This is a genomic window from Shewanella insulae, from assembly GCF_009831655.1.
Lineage (GTDB): Bacteria > Pseudomonadota > Gammaproteobacteria > Enterobacterales > Shewanellaceae > Shewanella > Shewanella insulae.
Genome location: NZ_WRPA01000001.1, coordinates 200,023 through 218,172 on the forward strand (window position 1 = coordinate 200,023; position 18,150 = coordinate 218,172).

General features: G+C 52.8%; 15 protein-coding genes. 2 read left to right on the forward strand and 13 right to left on the reverse strand.

Annotation, left to right across the window (positions count from 1 at the left end; all coding sequences use genetic code 11):
• Window positions 1-54 precede the first annotated feature (54 nt).
• From GNT65_RS00900 to GNT65_RS00940, 9 genes are all read right to left on the reverse strand, one after another.
• Window positions 55-888 carry an alpha/beta fold hydrolase gene (locus GNT65_RS00900; RefSeq protein WP_160793257.1) on the reverse strand — a complete coding sequence of 278 codons (834 nt, stop codon included), beginning with the start codon at window positions 886-888 and terminating at the stop codon, window positions 55-57.
• Window positions 889-894: 6 nt separating this feature from the next.
• Window positions 895-1,617 carry a M15 family metallopeptidase gene (locus GNT65_RS00905; RefSeq protein WP_160793258.1) on the reverse strand — a complete coding sequence of 241 codons (723 nt, stop codon included), beginning with the start codon at window positions 1,615-1,617 and terminating at the stop codon, window positions 895-897.
• Window positions 1,611-2,741 carry a succinyl-diaminopimelate desuccinylase gene (gene dapE / locus GNT65_RS00910; protein WP_160793259.1) on the reverse strand — a complete coding sequence of 377 codons (1,131 nt, stop codon included), beginning with the start codon at window positions 2,739-2,741 and terminating at the stop codon, window positions 1,611-1,613. Before dapE ends, GNT65_RS00905 begins: the two co-directional genes overlap by 7 nt.
• Window positions 2,738-3,082, reverse strand: coding sequence for an ArsC family reductase (locus tag GNT65_RS00915; RefSeq protein ID WP_181006120.1), 345 nt, complete (start codon window positions 3,080-3,082; stop codon window positions 2,738-2,740). The genes dapE and GNT65_RS00915 overlap by 4 nt, the downstream gene beginning before the upstream one ends.
• A gap of 451 nt (window positions 3,083-3,533) precedes the next feature.
• A complete protein-coding gene (crr, locus tag GNT65_RS00920; protein ID WP_160793261.1) occupies window positions 3,534-4,043 on the reverse strand; it encodes a PTS glucose transporter subunit IIA in 510 nt (169 codons plus the stop codon).
• A gap of 66 nt (window positions 4,044-4,109) precedes the next feature.
• Window positions 4,110-5,816 (reverse strand): phosphoenolpyruvate--protein phosphotransferase, encoded by a 1,707-nt coding sequence (gene ptsP / locus GNT65_RS00925; RefSeq protein WP_160793262.1) that lies wholly within the window; start codon window positions 5,814-5,816, stop codon window positions 4,110-4,112.
• An 11-nt stretch (window positions 5,817-5,827) separates the two neighbouring features.
• Window positions 5,828-6,085 carry an HPr family phosphocarrier protein gene (locus GNT65_RS00930; RefSeq protein ID WP_160793263.1) on the reverse strand — a complete coding sequence of 86 codons (258 nt, stop codon included), beginning with the start codon at window positions 6,083-6,085 and terminating at the stop codon, window positions 5,828-5,830.
• Window positions 6,086-6,116: 31 nt separating this feature from the next.
• A complete protein-coding gene (locus GNT65_RS00935; RefSeq protein ID WP_160793264.1) occupies window positions 6,117-6,509 on the reverse strand; it encodes an ACT domain-containing protein in 393 nt (130 codons plus the stop codon).
• A 205-nt stretch (window positions 6,510-6,714) separates the two neighbouring features.
• Window positions 6,715-8,352: a methyl-accepting chemotaxis protein gene (locus tag GNT65_RS00940; RefSeq protein WP_160793265.1), complete on the reverse strand. Its 1,638-nt coding sequence runs from the start codon at window positions 8,350-8,352 to the stop codon at window positions 6,715-6,717.
• Between the two features lie 378 nt (window positions 8,353-8,730).
• On the opposite strand from GNT65_RS00940, the gene GNT65_RS00945 reads away from it, so the two are divergent.
• Together GNT65_RS00945 and GNT65_RS00950 are read left to right on the forward strand one after the other, a co-directional pair.
• Window positions 8,731-9,423: a DUF3334 family protein gene (locus GNT65_RS00945; RefSeq protein WP_181006103.1), complete on the forward strand. Its 693-nt coding sequence runs from the start codon at window positions 8,731-8,733 to the stop codon at window positions 9,421-9,423.
• Between the two features lie 64 nt (window positions 9,424-9,487).
• Window positions 9,488-10,516 (forward strand): LacI family DNA-binding transcriptional regulator, encoded by a 1,029-nt coding sequence (locus GNT65_RS00950; protein WP_160793266.1) that lies wholly within the window; start codon window positions 9,488-9,490, stop codon window positions 10,514-10,516.
• On the opposite strand, the gene GNT65_RS00955 is transcribed toward GNT65_RS00950, so the two are convergent.
• From GNT65_RS00955 to GNT65_RS00970, 4 genes are all read right to left on the reverse strand, one after another.
• The gene (locus tag GNT65_RS00955; protein WP_160793267.1) at window positions 10,513-11,127 is read right to left on the reverse strand and encodes a 3'-5' exonuclease; all 615 of its coding nucleotides are present in this window, start codon (window positions 11,125-11,127) and stop codon (window positions 10,513-10,515) included. The two genes, GNT65_RS00950 and GNT65_RS00955, sit on opposite strands and share 4 nt — an antisense overlap.
• A gap of 93 nt (window positions 11,128-11,220) precedes the next feature.
• Entirely contained in the window at window positions 11,221-13,305 is a 2,085-nt protein-coding gene (fusA, locus tag GNT65_RS00960; protein WP_160793268.1) for an elongation factor G, read from the reverse strand.
• 396 nt (window positions 13,306-13,701) lie between these two features.
• Window positions 13,702-16,203: a glycoside hydrolase family 15 protein gene (locus GNT65_RS00965; protein ID WP_160793269.1), complete on the reverse strand. Its 2,502-nt coding sequence runs from the start codon at window positions 16,201-16,203 to the stop codon at window positions 13,702-13,704.
• Between the two features lie 97 nt (window positions 16,204-16,300).
• Window positions 16,301-17,851, reverse strand: coding sequence for an MFS transporter (locus tag GNT65_RS00970; protein ID WP_239896950.1), 1,551 nt, complete (start codon window positions 17,849-17,851; stop codon window positions 16,301-16,303).
• Window positions 17,852-18,150 lie beyond the last annotated feature (299 nt).

An 18,150-nucleotide genomic window follows, 5' to 3' on the forward strand; every position in this document is an offset into this window, starting at 1 on the left:
CAGTCTAGATGCTATCTCGGGCTAACCCGATAGCCGTCGACCTGAATGCGCGCCTTATCTTAAGTGTTTCCCAAAAAAGTCACTCAGATGCTGATTAATCCACTCACTCTGTTCCAGTGTCGAGATATGCCCAGCCTCGGGGATATGCAAAAACTCGCTGCCGTCGATGGCATCGTGCATCAGATAGCCCTCCAGCACGGGTCTGGGCTTATCCTGGGTACCTGTCATGATAAGGGTCGGCAGGGTAAGTTGCTCGATATCTTCCATGATGTCTCGGCGACCGAAGATGATGCGGCCGAGACGCGCTATGCTGTCGAGTCGTTCTGAGTCTAAGCTAGCAAGCGAGGACTTAAAGGAGGCGATGAGCTCGGGCTGCTTCTGCTCAACCTCATCGGCAAAAAACAGTGGCGCTATCTGCTCAATCAGCGGTGCGGGTAACTGGCCTGCGGTCGTCATGGCATCGAGCATGGCGTAGTATTTGGCGCGGCTGACTTCGGGTTCGAAGCCGAGGAAACAGCCCATCATCACTAGCGTCTTCACCCGGCGTGGCGCCATCAGAGTTAACTCGGCGCCCCACATGCCGCCAACCGACAGGCCTAAGATGGAAAACTCATCGATCGCTAGGTTGTCCATCAGCGCCAGATAATGCTGGGCGAGATGTTTGAGCGAGCGGCAGTCGCTTGGCAGCGGATCTGAATGTCCATGACCCCATAGCTCTGGCACGATACAGCGGTAATCTTGACTCAGGTGAGCGATCTGCGGCGCCCACATGGCGCTATCCCAAAGGTAGCTGTGACCGAGTAGGAGTACCGGCCCCTGGCCGACATCAAGATAGCTCATCTGCTGGCCGTTTATATTGAAACTATGGCGATAATGGTCGAGGTTCATGTGAGATCACTTCTTGAGAATTTGTTTAACAGGTCCGTTGGGGGATGGTGCAACGAAATAGACGTAGCGTGACACCAGCGCCTCGAGGCGGGTGAGAATAGGGCCCTTAAGCTCGATAGCTGCCAGCTCGAGTCGCGCCTTAAGCTTGTCGCTATCGAAGGCGGCGAGATACTTATCGGCGAGAGGGTAATAACTCAGGTGCCAGGGCTCTGGACTGACCCCACTGAGACCGGCCTGATAGGGAAAATAGAAACCAAAGTCGGCGGCATGGCTCGCTAACCAAGTATGCAGCTTATGACAGGGACCGCCCGGGTGATATTCGCTGTCGATAAGCTGTAACGACTGACGGTCGATGTTTTTGGCATCAAACAGGTCCAGATCGGTACCCCAGTGATGGCGCGACATGCCGGGTAGTGCAGACCAGAGTAGGATGGCATCCAGCAGCTGGTTGTCGTCTAAGCTCTGGATATCGATAGGCCGTGAGGCTTCGTCTAGTACCTGCCGTCTGCCGCTCGCCTTGGCATTCCAGATACTAAGCTGGCGGTCAAAATCACGGAAGCTGGAGCAGATAGCTATCTCTACGCCGTCACCGGCGGCGGCTGTCTGCATCCTGATGAACTGGGCCGCGCACTCGACTGCCAGTCTGTGCCCCTGACAATCGGTCAGGGGCAAGTTGCCATCGCCGTAGAGATCCAGACCTTCCAGGGCATTAAGATCAGGCGTTAGCAAAGCAGTTTTTCCAAGATACGTTCATACACTTTGGCAAGCTGCTCGATATCCTCAACCTTGACACACTCATTGACCTTGTGAATGGTGGCGTTAACCGGGCCAAGCTCGATAACCTGAGCCCCTGTGGGGGCGATAAAGCGCCCATCCGAGGTACCGCCTGAGGTTTGGGGATCTGTCTCTGTGCCCGTGATCTCATAGATGGCTTCACGGGTGGCATCCAGGAGTGGCCCTGCGTCGGTGAGAAACGGCAGTCCGTTAAAGATCCAGCTGATCTCATAGTCCAGCCCATGGGCGTCTAAGATGTTGAGCACCCGCTGGATCAGGATCTCGGCGGTAACTTCGGTGGAGTAGCGGAAGTTAAACATCACCTCCAGGCTGCCGGGGATCACGTTAGAGGCGCCGGTGCCGCCATTGATATTGGCTATCTGAAAACTGGTGGGCGGGAAAAATTCGTTGCCGTTGTCCCACTTCATACGCGCCAGCTCATCTAGGGCCGGGGCCGCCTTATGGATCGGATTATCAGCCAGGTGGGGGTAGGCAACATGGCCCTGAATCCCCTTGATGGTCAGATTACCCGTGAGGCTGCCGCGGCGACCGTTCTTGACGATATCGCCCAGCTTATGGGTGGAAGAGGGCTCACCGACCAGTGACCAGGTGATCTTCTCGTTGCGGGCCTCCAGGGTGTCTATCACCCGGGTGGTACCGTTGATGAAGGGGCCTTCCTCGTCGCTGGTGATCAGAAAGGCGATGGAGCCTTTGTGGTCCGGGTGCTTGTCGACGAAGCTCTCGGTGGCGACGACCATGGCGGCGAGGGAGCCTTTCATGTCGGCGGCGCCGCGTCCGTGAAGATAGCCGTCGATCACAATAGGGTCGAAGGGTGGCGTATGCCAACGATTAAGCTCCCCTACGGGGACCACATCCGTATGGCCGGCAAAGCAGAATAGCGGACCTTCTGAGCCGCGCCGCGCCCACATGTTGGTGGTATCTTCAAATACCATAGATTCGATATTAAATCCCTTAGCGGCGAGGCGCTTGGCCATCAGCGGCTGGCAGCCTTCGTCTAAGGGGGTCACCGAGGCTCTGGCAATCAGATCTTGTGCCAGTGAGAGGACATCCTGGCTCATCGGCTGAAGATCTCCTCATATTGTGCCGGCTTGAAGCCTACGCTGATCTGTCCCTTGTGGTCTAACACGGGACGCTTTATCAGTGTGGGATAGGTGAGCATGAGGGAAACGGCTTTGGCCTGGTCTATGTCGGATTTCTCGGCATCGCTGAGGTTACGGAAACTGGTGCTGCGTTTATTAAACAGGCTCTCCCAGCCGATCTGCTCGACCCAGGTGTTAAGTTGCGCTTCGGTTAATCCATCGACGCGAAAGTCATGAAAGGTCATAGCCTGTTGGTTGGCGTCGAGCCATTTGAGGGCTTTCTTCACTGTGTCGCAATTCTTAATACCGTATAGGGTCAAAATCTGATTCTCCATGTGGGGCAAAGGCCGTTTAGTGCTTTTATGAACTAATACCAATCGTAATAAATAATTGATCATTCTAGCTTGTTAAAACGCTCGATAACTGTATTAGTATTTTTAATTGTAGAATAACTACTTATCTAAAAATCCTGCTTTGTTCTCAAGCGTTTTTCCTGCGCTATTTCTGAGCACATGTTTACTGTGATTGGTATAACGTGAGTGCTTTTGTTAACTAGGGCCTTTGTAATACTTGAGCCGCTTCGGTGGCGACCACTTCTACTTGCTGCTCATTGTGGCACCGAGTCGAGTTCGCCTCAAGGGGTAAGCACAGGGCAAGTGTCTGTTTGAAAAAAAATCACTCAGCTGATGGTGAGATTTAGGCTAAGGATTAACGAGTTGCTGAAGTGAGTTAAGGGAACCCGGCACTGAATGCGCCGGGTGATAGTGCGCGTTAAAGCTGAACCGAGAAGATCACATCTTTGCCGGCTTCTATGCTGCCCATGCGCTTGTCGAGCCCCTGAATATCTTCCATGTTAGCCAGCACCACAGGCGTGAGCAGGCTCTCGACATGGGCCTTGAGGTAGTCAAGATCGAACTCGAGTATGGGATCGCCAGCCTTGACCTGCTGTCCCTCTTCCGCCAGACGGGTGAAGCCGTTGCCCCTAAGCTCGACCGTACCGACACCGAAATGGACAAACAGCTCAAGCCCCTGGGGTGACTCTATGCTAAAGGCGTGGTTGGTTTCGAAAATTTTGCCTATGGTGCCATCTACCGGTGCCACTATCTGTTTGCCCTTAGGGGCGATGGCGATGCCATCACCGACGATCTTTTCGGCAAAGACCACATCCGGTACCTTCTCTATGGCTACTATCTCGCCCGACACCGGCGCATACACGTCAATCCCGCCCGTGATGGGTGGTTGACCAGAAATTAAACGTCTTATGCGGCTTAAAAATCCCATTGAATTGCCCCTGTGCTAGCACGCTGTTGTGTCGCGTTGAATTATGCCTAGCATACTCAAAAATTATCAAGAGTGACAGTGTGTTAATAAATGATTTAATGCATCGATGCGTGATACTTGTAGGGCTCTGCGTGCGAGTTCGACGCAATCTGGGTATGACCACCGACTGAGAGCCTGCTTAACCTCCAGCAGAGAGGCGAGGTTGACGCTAAACTCTTCCAGCCCTAGGCCAACCAGGAGCGGAGCGGCGCCTGGGTTACTGGCGAGCTCGCCACACATGGAGACGCGCACCTTGGCGGCCTTGGCCTGCTCTATGATCTGAGCGATCAGGCGAATGATCACCGGCGAGAGTACGGGGTATTGGTCGATAAGCAGCGGGTTGGCACGGTCGGCGGCCATGGTGTACTGAGTGAGATCGTTGGTGCCTATGCTGACAAAGTCCAGCAGGGGTAACATGGAATCCAGGTTAAATACCGCCGCCGGGGTCTCCACGACTATGCCAAGTTCGAGTTCGCCAAAGCCTTTCTCTTCCTCCATTAGCTCCTGCTTGCACTGCTCCAGTAGGGTTAGCACCGCCTCGAGTTCCTCTATCTGATTGACCATGGGAAACATGAGGCGGATGGGTCCATGGTTGGCGGCCCTGAGGATCGCCCTGAGCTGGGCGCTAAACAGCTTAGGATGGGCGAGCGTGTACCTGACGCCCCTGAGGCCCAGGGCAGGATTCTCCTCGCTGTCCATGGCGAGGGCGGGCACCTCCTTGTCGGCGCCCAGATCCATGCTGCGAATGGTCAGCGGCTTGCCGTCGAGCAGCTGCAGGGCATCACAGTAGAGTTGATACTGGCGGTTCTCATCCGGCAGCTCATGGTTGTTCATAAACAGAAATTCGGTGCGAAACAGGCCAACCCCTTCGGCGCCTACATCGGCCAGGTGGTTGATCTCGCTGATGCAGCCAACGTTAGCCAGCAGCGGAATGGTGCGGCCATCCTTAGTCTGGGTGACAGTGCCCTTTAAGGCCTGTAGTGCTGCCTTGCGTTCGTCCGCCTGCTGTTTCTGGGCGTTGAGATCGCTTATCTGTGCCTGGTCGGGCTCGACATAGAGTTCGCCATTGATGGCGTCAACCGCCAGCGCCATGCCATCTGTCACCTCTAATGTCTGCCAGGGGCAGCTCATGAGGGTCGGAATACCTGCGCTGCGGGCCAGAATCGCCGTATGACTGGTGACGCCCCCGGTTTGCAGCACCAGGGCGCTGACGCGCTCAAGTGGCAGGGTAGCGAACTCCGCCGGGGTGATATCTTTGGCCAGTACGATGGCATTTTCTGGCAGGCGGCTAAGATTATCGCAGTGGCCGGTGAGCAGGGTGCGGATCAGACGCTGACCTAGGCTCAATACATCTTCGGCGCGTCTCGCCAGATAGGGCGAGTCAGCCTCTTGCATCGCCTGGGCCTGCTTGGCAAAGCTATGCTCCACCGCCAGGGCGGCTGAAAACTGGCGCTTGCCTATGGTGTCGCTGAGCTCGGCCAAGAGCTCCTCATCTTCTAGCAGCAGGAGGTCGGCCTCGATGAGCTGGTAGTTGTCCGATTCGGGATCTAGCTTGGCGGCGCAGGCCTGGCTTTGTTTGACAAGAGTCTTGAGGGCGCGATTGAGGCGCTGTTGCTCGCGGGCGAGCTGGGCGGGAGGCAGGAGGTGGTAGTCAAGTTTACTCTCGTAGGTGCGTAGCACCTTTGCCTGCCCGAAGGCGATGCCCGCCGATACCGCTATGCCTCGAATCGTCATCCTGACTCCTGTTAACTTAAGGTGATAAGCAACTCGGCGACGGTATCCACCGCCGTTTTTGCCTGTTCGCCATCGGCGCTGACCTTGACCTCGACGCCCTTATAAAGCCCCAGGGTCTGCAGCTTAAACAGGCTCTTGGCACTGGCCTGTTTGCCCTGACATTCCACTATGATGTCACAATCATAGGCCTTGGCCGCCTTAACGAGCAGGGCTGCTGGCCGAGTATGAATGCCGTGCTCGGCCATGATGGTGACTGTCTTTTGGTACATAAACTCGCTCTTTGGAAATGACGCTCGGCACTTAGGCCTGGTAATGAATGATCTGATAGTTGGTCTTCTTCAGTGCCTGTATCGCCTGTTGCAGTTTATCCTTCTTCACCAGAATATAATCGGTATCGAAGGTAGAGATGGCAAAGATACTGATCTTGGCTTCGGCCAGAATGCCGGAGACGCTGGCGAGGATCCCAGTCATGGAGAAACCTAGAGGGCCGAGAACCTCGAGGCAGCGCCAATTGCTTTCCTCTTCGAGGCTGTCGAGTTGTAGCTCGGCGGGAACCACCACTGAGAGTTCATCTTTGGTCTTGCCGATAAAAAACATGGGCTGACGAAACACCTCGGGCACTAACTCACTGTCTGGGCTGAAGCTGTGAATACTGTATAGCTGAGGATGAACCGCCAACGTCATTCGGGCCATGGTTTTGTGATCCCATCGATGATGAAAAATCTGATGTCGTTAAGCTTATCACAGATTTAATACCAGCTGTCGAGCTTTGCGCAGGGATTTTTTATGACTGTGTTTGACGAAATAGAGGCGTGCAATAGCCGTGGATACTTGGCGTAAAAAAGGGGAGCCCTATGGCTCCCCGCTTGGTTAAATCGCCTTAAATTCAGCTGTTAGTTTATACCTTAAACTGGCCTAAGATCTTGGCGCTGGTCTGGCTTATCTGACGCAGTGATTCTGCTGCCATGCGATTGCTCTCGTTGGCCTTGACCGATACCTCGGAGAGCTCGGTGATGCTACAGATATTACGGTTTATCTCCTCGGTGACCAAGGATTGCTCCTCGGTGGCGCTGGCCAGCTGGGTGTTCATGTCACTGATATGGGCGATCAACTCCAAGATGGTGTTGAGGGAGTCACCCACGGCCTGGGCTTGTTGCTGCAGCTCGACCGATTGGGTCTGAGTGTCGCTGTTGCTGTGCATCACATTGGCAACGCCGTTCTGGATGTCTGTGATGATCTTCTGGATCTCGTTGGTGGAGTCCTGGGTGCGGTTGGCCAGCGCGCGAACCTCATCGGCCACTACGGCAAAGCCTCGACCATGGGCACCGGCGCGGGCGGCTTCGATAGCGGCGTTAAGGGCAAGCAGGTTGGTCTGATCGGCGATACCGCGGATCACATCCAGTATGCTGCCGATCTGCTCCGACGATACCCCAAGGTGCTGAGTAATGCTCTCGGCATTTTTCAGCTCCTGAACTAGCTTATGGGTGTTGTCGACCGTACCATCCATCTGCTGCTTGCTGTCCTGGGCCTGCTGCTTGACGCTATTGGCCGCATCGGCTGCTTGCTGGGTGCTGCTGGCCATCTCATGGGTGGTGGATAACATCTGGTTGATGGCGGTGGCCACGCTGCTGGTCTCTTGATGTAGGTGATCCACGCTGGCGTTGGATTCGGCTACGGCATTAAACAGGCGGTCGGCATCCTGGTTCAGATCCTGACCAACTGGCTGAAGATCCGCCACCATCTTATTTATCTTGCCGACAAAGTTATTAAAAGCTAAGGCCAGAGCGACCACCTCATCTCTGCCTTTCGTTGGCAGGCGCTTGGTGAGATCGCCTTCACCCTCGGCGATATCTTTCATCGCATCGATCGCCTGATTCAGGGGCGAGCTGATGGAGTGATTGAGGACTAAGAAGAAGGCGAAAATGGGCGCCGAGATCAGGATCATTATGCCTAAGTAATTATACATGACGCTGATGGTGGTATCGTTTACGTCACTCATGTAGGAGGTGGTCACCAAGGTCCATTGCCATTCGGGGAAGGTTCGGGCCTCCATGAGCGCCTCCTCACGTTCACCCGTGACCGGGTTTTTCATCTCCATTCGCGCCTTGGCGATACCCGAGTCAGAGGCATCGTCAAGCAGACGATCCAGGCCATTGCCGCCCATCTGGCTGGACAGGGCCGAAGCCTTGATGCCGAGCCGGTCTGGCGCCGAGCCGTTGGCGAGCAGTGTGTGTTCTCGGTCGAACAGCAGGAAGTAGCCACTGGCACCATATTGGATCTGATTGACCAGGTTTGCCGCTTCCTGCTTGGCCTGTTCTGGTGTCAGGATATCTTGCTGGGACTGACGATAGTGGGTATCTATCACGCTCAAGAGGGTGGATAACTGCGCGTCGTTTTGCAGCCATTTCTGTTTAATCAGGTTGTTGCGCTGCTCGTTTATCGAAAAGCTGGCGAAGACAAAGGTGCCGATGGCGGCAAGTACCAGCATTAGGATGAGGCGTTGAAGAATGGTGAACTTTCTGAGGATGGCAAGCATTTTATATCCTATCAATCATCCGTTTAAATGTCGCTAATATACAGGCTAATAATTGCGATGAAAATGCGGTGAGAACGAATAGTCAATCGTTTGACTGTTTATTGTTAATTAATTGAACTGGCTCACGTTGACAGCGGATCCTATTGGCATTTTTACGCAATCGAACAATGTTTGTAGGCCTCTTTGTGAGAAGGTTAACGGTGCTTTGCACAGGCTTTTGATAGGGCGCATGCATGTTGAATCACGGGAATTAATATTAAAAATATCTGTACGATATTTGACCCCTGAATGAGAATTAACTAATCCCCTGTTTTGATTTTGATTTTTAGCCTAATAGCGCGCAGAATGGAGTATGACCTTTTTTTGTGTGATGAGATTATGACCTCGCAAGTGATCAGTTCCGACGATATTCTTCTTAAACTCTGCCACTCTGTGTGCCATGTGCTGTCCAGTACCACGGCGAGTCAGGTGAGCCATGCGGCCATGGTGCAGAGCATCACTAAGACCTGCCTCAAGCCAGATCTCGGCTGTTTCTCTATCTTCGATGGCGGATTCTCCGGCTTGGTGGTCATTAACTTTTCTGCCCCGGCTGCCGTAGAGATCTATCAGGCCTATATGAAGCAGATGGGCATGCCAGAGTCTGAGCTGGCCTTCTCTCATACCTCGGATGAGGTGGGGGATGTCATGGGGGAATTGATGAATCAGATCCTGGGGGATTTTATCGTCAAGGTTAACAAGGAGCTGCAAACCTCGATTAATCAGAGTCAGCCCAAGATGTTGACCATCAACAAGGAGCTGACCATCTCCATCGACACTAATCTGGATGAGGCAGTGGCGCGTAGGGTGGCCTTTAAAACTGCCAGAAATCATATCTTTTATCTTGAATATGCCATGGATAAGACAGAATTTATCAAGTTGGCTGAGTTTGAACACGAGGAAGACGATCCCGATGCCTTGCTGGCACAACATGGTCAGGGGAGCAAAGAAAAGGATGATTCCTGGTCGGCGGCGGTCAATAGTGCCGTAGTGGTCGACGATTCAGATGATCTGATGAAGGAGCTTGGGATATAATCTTAACCCTTGAGGGGCGAGCGACAGATCGCCCTGTTTGTGTATTACAAGGTCGTCCATAATTATGACAACGAAAGCTACCTCTATCGATATCGCATACCGCGCCGGGGTATCACAATCCACGGTATCGCGTGCGTTGCGAAACAGTCCGCTCGTCAATGAAGAGACGCGCTTGAGAGTACAGGCGATTGCCAAGGAACTTAATTATAAGGTCGACAAAAATGCCAGCAACCTGCGCACCCAGAGCAGCCTGACCCTGGCCTTGTTGTTGTGTGAAGATCCCACCAACGACGACTCTTTGATCAACCCCTTCTTTCTCTCTATGTTAGGTTCTATCACCCGGGCAACGGCGCAGCAGGGTTACGACTTGCTGGTGTCCTTTCAGCAACTCAGCAGCGACTGGCACGCCGACTATGAAGACAGTAATAAGGCCGATGGCATTATCTTGCTTGGATATGGCGATTACAAGGACTACGAAGAGAAGCTCAATAAGCTGACCGCTCAGAACACTCACGTGGTGATTTGGGGCCCAGCGGAACAAAAGTCTTCAGTCCTGTCGATCGGCTGTGATAATCGTCAAGGTGGCAGGATCGCGACCGAACACTTGTTGGAGAAGGGATTTAGCCGGATAGCATTTATCGGTGACGCCTCAGATCATTGTCCTGAGTTTCTGGCACGCTATCTGGGTCATCAACAGGCACTTAGGGCCGCAGGCGTGCCGTTACAGAAAAACCTGCAGATGGATGCCATTAGCACCGAAAGTTCGGGCTTCGAGGCCGCAAAGCAATTATTGGCACAGAAAACTCCCTTCGATGCGATCTTTGCTGCCAGCGATCTGATTGCCATCGGCGCCATGCGAGCGCTAAAAGAGCAGGGGATCCGAGTTCCCGAAGATGTTGCCGTTGTTGGCTACGACGACATTCCTGTGGCCAGTTTTGCCAATCCAGCATTAACGACTGTCAAGCAAGACACTAAGTTAGCTGGCGAGATCTTGGTTGAGAGCCTGCTGAAACTGATCAAGGGGCAGGAGGTGAGCAATCAGTTGATCCCCACCTGCCTGATCGAGCGTGAATCCTGCGGCAAACCAGGCTAACCTAAGTATGAACGCATAAACTTTTCAAGCTGATGCTTAGGTTGACGTTGCAGCTTGAGCATCAATTCAAAACTGGGCGCTGGACAGGCCCATCTTTGCGCCACCGCATCGGTAAGCGCCAGCCACAAGGCGCCAGTCACCTCGGCATCATTCAGTGCGCGGTGAAACACGCCGTCGTTGGCGATAGCTAAATAATTCACTAGGGTGCCCAGCTGATGGTTGGGTGCAGCTTGAAATAGACGCCTCGCCAGCAATAGCGAACAGGCAAAAGGTTGGGGTTGCTCCAGATTGATTCGTGCAAATTCAGCGGCTAAAAACTTCTGATCGAAACTGGCGTTGTGGGCCACCAGGTGACAGCCATTAATAAAGTCGGCAAAGTCTGCCATGACGGTTTCACAACGCGGCGCATCATTGAGCATCTCATTGGTGATCCCCGTGTAGTCTGCGATAAAACGGCTAACGGCAAAGCCAGGATTCATCAACTGCTGAAATCTGTCGATCACCACACCTTGATTGAGTTTTACCGCCCCTATCTCGATGGCGCGATCGCCCTGGGCGGGAGAGAGGCCTGTGGTTTCAAAATCCAATACCACTATGGCTTCTTGGGACATAAAGGCTCCTGTTAGGGATGGGCACAAAAGAAAAACCCTAACAACATACATTGTTAGGGTTTTTAGTAAAGAAACTTTAGTTAAGGAGTAAGATTACTTCTTAGCTTCTCTTTCTTTAACTTCAGCGATAACTTTTTCAGATACGCTGTTAGGACATGGTGCGTAGTGTGAGAACTCCATAGAGAACTGACCACGACCAGAAGTCATTGTACGTAGTGAACCGATGTAACCGAACATTTCTGATAGCGGTACGTCAGCCTTGATACGAACACCAGTCACACCAGCTTGCTGATCTTTGATCATGCCGCGACGACGGTTAAGGTCACCAATTACGTCACCTACGTTGTCTTCTGGGCTGAATACGTCAACTTTCATGATAGGCTCAAGTAGTTGCGCGCCAGCTTTTGGCATAGATTGACGGAATGCGCCTTTAGCAGCGATTTCGAACGCGATAGCTGAAGAGTCAACTGCGTGGAAAGCACCGTCAGTCAGTTCTAGTTCAACGTCTAGCACTGGGAAGCCTGCAACGGTACCGGTCTGCATCATGCTCTCGAAACCTTTCTCAACAGCAGGCCAGAATTCCTTAGGTACGTTACCACCAACAACTGAAGAGCTGAAGGTAAAGCCAGAGTTTTGCTCACCAGGACGGATAACATAGTCGATCTTACCGAACTGACCAGAACCACCAGACTGCTTCTTGTGCGTGTAGCTATCAGCAATTTCTTGAGTGATAGTTTCACGGTAAGCTACTTGTGGCTCACCAACGATTAGGTCAACGCCGTAAGTACGCTTCAGGATGTCAACCTTAATGTCTAGGTGAAGTTCACCCATACCCTTAAGGATGGTTTCGCCTGAATCTTCGTCAGTTTCAACGCGGAATGATGGATCTTCTGCGATCATCTTACCGATAGCGATACCCATCTTCTCGCTGCCGCCCTTGTCTTTAGGTGCTACTGCGATAGAGATCACTGGCTCTGGGAACACCATGGCTTCCAGAGTACATGGGTGCTTAACATCACACAGAGTGTGACCAGTTTGAACGTTCTTCATACCCACGATAGCGATGATGTCACCAGCTTGTGCGGTTTCAAGTTCGTTACGCTCATCAGCCTGCATTTCACACATACGACCGATACGCTCAGTCTTACCTGTTGCAGAGTTCAGGATGGTGTCACCCTTGTTGATGCGACCTGAGTAGATACGTACGAAGGTCAGGGCACCGAAACGGTCATCCATGATCTTGAACGCAAGTGCTTTCAGAGGAGCATCAGCGTCAACGATAGCGTGTTCGCCAGTCTCGTTACCTTCTTCGTCAGTCAGAGGCTGTGGGTCAACTTCAGTAGGTGAAGGTAGGTAATCAACTACTGCGTCTAGTAGAAGCTGCATACCTTTGTTCTTGAATGCGCTACCACAGTATGTTGGGAAGAAGTGCATGGTACGAGTACCTTCACGGATACAACGCTTGATGTCTTCCATAGATGGCTCTTCGCCTTCCATGTAAGCTTCCATCAGATCGTCATCCATCTCAACGGCAGACTCGATCAGTTGCTCACGGTATTCTTCAACCATGTCAACCATATCAGCAGGGATATCTTCGATGGTGTAGTTTTCAGCTTGTCCAGTTTCGTCCCAAACCCATGCTTTACGGGTTAGTAGATCGACAACGCCCTTGAACTCATCTTCGATACCGATAGGCAGTACCATTACGAGTGGGTTCGCTGCAAGAACGTCTTTAGTTTGCTTAACAACGCGCAAGAAGTCGGCACCCATACGGTCCAACTTGTTTACGAAAATGATACGTGCAACTTCAGATTCGTTTGCATAACGCCAGTTGGTTTCTGATTGTGGCTCAACACCACCAGAACCACAGAATACACCAACACCACCGTCTAGTACTTTTAGAGAACGATAAACTTCAACTGTGAAGTCAACGTGGCCAGGGGTGTCGATAACGTTGAAACGGTGATCGTTCCAGAAGCAACTTACAGCAGCAGACTGAATGGTAATACCACGCTCAGCTTCCTGTTCCATGAAGTCGGTTGTAGATTCACCATCATGAACTTCACCGAGCTTATGAATCTTGCCGGTTAGCTTTAGGATACGCTCTGTTGTGGTGGTCTTACCCGCATCAACGTGAGCGAAGATACCAATGTTTCTGTACTTTGATAAATCAGTCATTTTTCTACTCTATTGGAGTTACGTTCTAAAATTCGGGGGGAAGTATATCAATACTTTTCAAATTTTTTTATTCATTTTTATCAATTTTGCTGAAATATCATCTTTATCGGCAGAAATTACCCACTCTTTCTTGGCTCATATGGGGGGCAAACCCATAGCCGCTGCGGTTTTCGCTCATAAAAAGAACATGATGTTATAACCCGAAAATTCGTTATATCTTTTTATATAGCAATGTGTTGGGGCCTCTCGAGTGGCTAGCGGGCGATATTGAACCCTTAAGTTTTAAGTAAGCAAGTTAAGCGAGCTTCTGGGGGAGCCAATAAAAAAGCCAGTCTAATCGACTGGCTCTTTCACAGGGGAGGTGAACAGATTGAGATTAAGGCCTTAATTTGGTGCTTAGTCGTTTAGCGCCTTGGCAACATCCTCATAATGATCCCATACCTTAGCCTCTGTAATGGAGCGGACCATCTTGACATATTCGGCGTGGGTCCAGGCTAGTGGAGTCGCCGAATTGGTGCCTTGACCAAGCTTATAGTTAAAGCGGGTCTTATCGCCCACACCATCCCATACCTGCTCGGGGAGCATAAGGCCTTCGTTGGCGAAAGCTTCCATCCCCTTAACATAGGTCTGCACCAGCTGCGTTTTGCTTTTGTCGTTCAGCGTGCCATCAGCGATCGCCTTGGCCAGCTCGAAGTGGGCGCGCTCACCGGTGAAAAATGGCCAGACTCGGCCGCGTTGCCCCGGAGTATTATTGCCATTCTCGGCATAGTTGGCGCCAGTGTCGGTATCTTCACCGTAACCGTCGTTGCCATAGCGTCTAAAGCCTGGGAACTTGCTGCCATCTTTGGCGGTAAACTCATATTTTACCCTGAGGTTGTCCTCAAGCGCCGTGTTATCGATGAGTTTAAGGGTGTCATTAATGGTTTTGTCGTTGGCGCTCTTCACACCGTAACGCACCAGCTCCAGGAAGCCGCCATCGAGTACCTTACGCTGATCTAAGCCGGCGCGGCCATTATTGTCGGCGAGTCTATCTGCAGTCTCTGGCGTGCCATTGGGTGCAAGGCGAAGGTAGTAAGGCGCTTTGCTGCCATCCTGTGCGCTCAGCAGCCCCTTCTGGGTGACCACTAGTGAGTCCAGCTTTTCCGCCATCGCCTTGGCACTGGCCAGATATTTCTCGCTTGAGCTGATATCGCCCGCCTGTTTGGCGATATCGCTGGCGGTAATAAGCCCGGTGATGACAGCGGCTGCGGTAGAAGGTGAGTAGCCTTGCTGCTCTTCCCAGCGTTCCTGCTGCGTCTTAAGCGGCGTGATTTGGGTGTGGTTCCAGTCGAGGTTGACCTCGCCGCCGCTTATCAGAAAATCGGCCGCGGGTTTCAGCATGGTCTGGTACCAGTTGGCTATCTCGTCATCGCTCAGCACGCCAGCCTGCCAGAGCTTCCAGCCCAGCATGATAGGCATGGCGGTCTGATCCAGCTGCACGCCGACCCATTCTATCTGACCATCCACATGGGTCTTCTGCAGGAACCAGCCGGGCACGCCGCTATAGCCGGGTGTCGCTGCCGTAACCTGAACCTTCCTTAGATACTCGAAGGCCACCTTAGGCGTTTGGGTATCACCCATAGCCAAAAACGCCATGGCGCATTGATAGAAGTCCCTCGGCCAGACCGCCTTGTAGCCGGTCGAGCCAGTGACGGCAGAGACGCTGTCGCCCCAGGGATTAGAGAGTGAGGCGATAAGGGCGCCTGCATGGGTCTTATCTTCCTGGGCTTTTAGCACCATGGCGCTGGTATACAGCAGCTTACCTGCGTCGGCGGTATTAGCCGTCATGGTATTAAGGCTAGAGAGCGACTGCAGATAATCCTGCCAGCCGATGGTATCGCCTTCGCCGTTATAGGCGGCGAGCACCTTGTCATAACCATCATTTAGGGTGTCTTTGGTGTTTTGCTCGCTGCTGGCCTTATCTGGGCCAAAACCAAACACTAAGGTGATGCTGAGGCTTGGTCGGCTGGCATCGCCGACCTCTAGGGTAGGCAGCGCCGCCGTCATGGCCACATTACCTAGGCTTTGTTTGTCACCGCTGGTGCTGGCGTATTGCCAATTCATCTCGCCGTTGGCCTTAAGATCCGTCAGGCCGTCAGACTCGCCAACGAACCCCACGCTGCTAGCTGTAAAGGGAATGTCTCCGCGCACCGTCAGCACGCTGGAATCTTTATTTCCCGTGTAGGCGTAGAGGCTGTTGCCATCTTGGCTCACGCTGGCGATATCGTTGGCGCCGCTGTTGTCGACATGGGGATTAACATAGAGATAAGGGGTGATCCCTGGCTCGAAGGCGGTAAAGAACACCTGCATCACCAGGCTGTCGCGATCGGGATCGGTAAAGAAGTGCTTTTCTATCTGATACTTGCCCTCTATATCTTTGTTAATCACCTTGTAAGCGAGGGACAGTGGCCGCCCAGCTGCATCCTTATGCAGGTAATCTATGCTGGTGACGGTATTGTCCTTTTCCGTATCGACGAAGCCGTTACCGCTGATGATGAACTGCGCCTCTTTGAGCTGGGCGTTATGGATAAGCCCATACATGGTCTCGGTAAGGATCCCTTGTGCTAAGGAGAACCAGACCCGGCTAACGGGATTGGCCTGACTGCTCAGGTACTGATCGGCACCTTGCTCATTGGTCACATAGGGCTCATAAGAAGTGCCGATCCCTGTTTTGCCGGAAAAGGCCCAGGTAGGGGAGGCGCCGGGGGCACCCGGTGCAACTAAAATCGTCTCAGATACGCTGGCGGTTTGAGCTGGCGCGGCGTCGATATTACTCTTGGCGCCGCCACAGGCGCTGAGCAGGGCGCCCAGGGAGAGGGCAAGCAGAGAGCGCGTAAAAGGTACTGGCTTAGACGTCATATTAAGGGTCTCGTTTATTATGTTTATATTCTGGTTAAGTCAGTTAAGTCGTTTAAGTCTGTGTGTTTATTAGGGCTCAAGCCTCAAGCCTTACGCATTAGCGTTCGGCTTTGCTCGCTTGGGTGCTGACAAATAGCACGCTGATCCCCGCCAATATCATGAAACTGCCACCCAGAATGAGGGCAAAGATCGGCTTGCCGCCGAAGAAGGTCTTGAGCAGCACGCCGAGCACGCTGGCGGCCAGCAGCTGAGGGATCACGATGAAGAAGTTAAAGATCCCCATGTAGACCCCCATCTTGGCCGCAGGCAGGGCATTGGATAGTAGGGCATAGGGGATAGAGAGGATGGAGGCCCAGGCGATACCAACGCCTATCATGGGAAGCCACAGCAGATTCGGGTCTTGAATAAAGTAGAAGCTGATCAGGCCAATGCCGCCGCAGCAGAGGTTAATTAGGTGAGTGACCTTGAGGCCTACTGCCATTGCGAGCAGGGGGATGAAGATGGCGGCCACGGCGGCAAAACCATTGTATGAGGCAAACAGCATGCCCACCCAGTCGGCGCCATCGTTGTAGGCCTTTGACAGCACATCCTGGGTACCATAGTGATGGTCAGTTACCGCAGCAGTGGTATAGATCCACATGGAGAAGAGGGCAAACCAGGAGAAAAACTGCACTACCGCCAGTTGGCGCATCGCCTTTGGCATATGGAACAGAGCATCGACCACGCTAAACACCATGCCTTGATTGTGTCGTTCCTCGCCCTTGATCTGTTTCAGTGTCTTAGCGCAGAACCACTGGAGTGGGCCGAAGGCGAAGATCCCAAGGGCCAGCAGATAGAGCTGCTTGTCCAGAGACTGCATGAAGATGACGACGGTTAAGGTGGCGCCCACCAGACTCCAGAGCATGGCGCCTTTCTGATAGGCCTGCCAGCTGCGATCGTGATGCAGGGTTATCTGCTCGTCATTATCCTGTTCGAAGCGGGCCAATTCCTCGGGCGAATACTCTTTGGTGGTAAACACAGTCCAGCTGACGGCGAGTAGCAGCACGGCGCCGCCGAAATAGAAGGCGTAACGCACCGAATCGGCAATCTCGCCCTCGGGCGCCGTGTTTGCCACATCGAAGTAGTTAGTCAGCAGGTAAGGCAGGGCCGAGGCGACAACGGCGCCGACGCCGATGAAGAAACTCTGCATGGCATAGCCAAGTGGGCGCTGCTTACTTGGCAGGTTGTCGCCCACGAAGGCGCGAAACGGCTCCATGGCGATGTTGATCGAGGCGTCCATGATCCACAACATGCCTGCCGCAATCCAGAGCACAGGCGAGTGGGGCATGATGAAGATGGCTAGGGTGGTAAAGATGGCGCCAATCAGAAAGTAGGGGCGACGACGGCCCAGGCGGCCCCAGGTGTTGTCGCTCATATAGCCGATGATCGGCTGCACCAGCAGGCCTGTGAGCGGCGCGGCTATCCAGAGAATGGGGATGTCATCAATCGACGCACCGAGCGTCTGAAAAATGCGGCTGACGTTGGCGTTTTGCAGGGCAAAGCCAAACTGGATCCCCAGGAAACCGAAACACATGTTGAAGATCTGCCAGAAGCTGAGTGCAGGTTTAACCTTGGGGGTGCCTTGGGCGGATAGGGCGTTTTGTGACATCCGATGCTTCTCTTTATTATTCATTATTGATCTGCACAGCGCCTAAGGGCCGTGCAATCTGTATTTTATGGAAGTCGGTCGAGTGAAAAAAGAGGCGAATACACGCTTCCCTCAAACGGGTATTCGCCAAAAGCTAGGGTTCTACTTCTCTAGGCTTATTCACTAGGCTTAAGCCTTGATGAGTAGATAGAGACTCTAGCGCTCGCCTCTCATGCCTTCAGTGCCTGATGAGGTGAGCGTCGACCTGGCCAATTTCATAGGCAGTTACGCATGAAATTAAACACCAAGGCATGTTAACC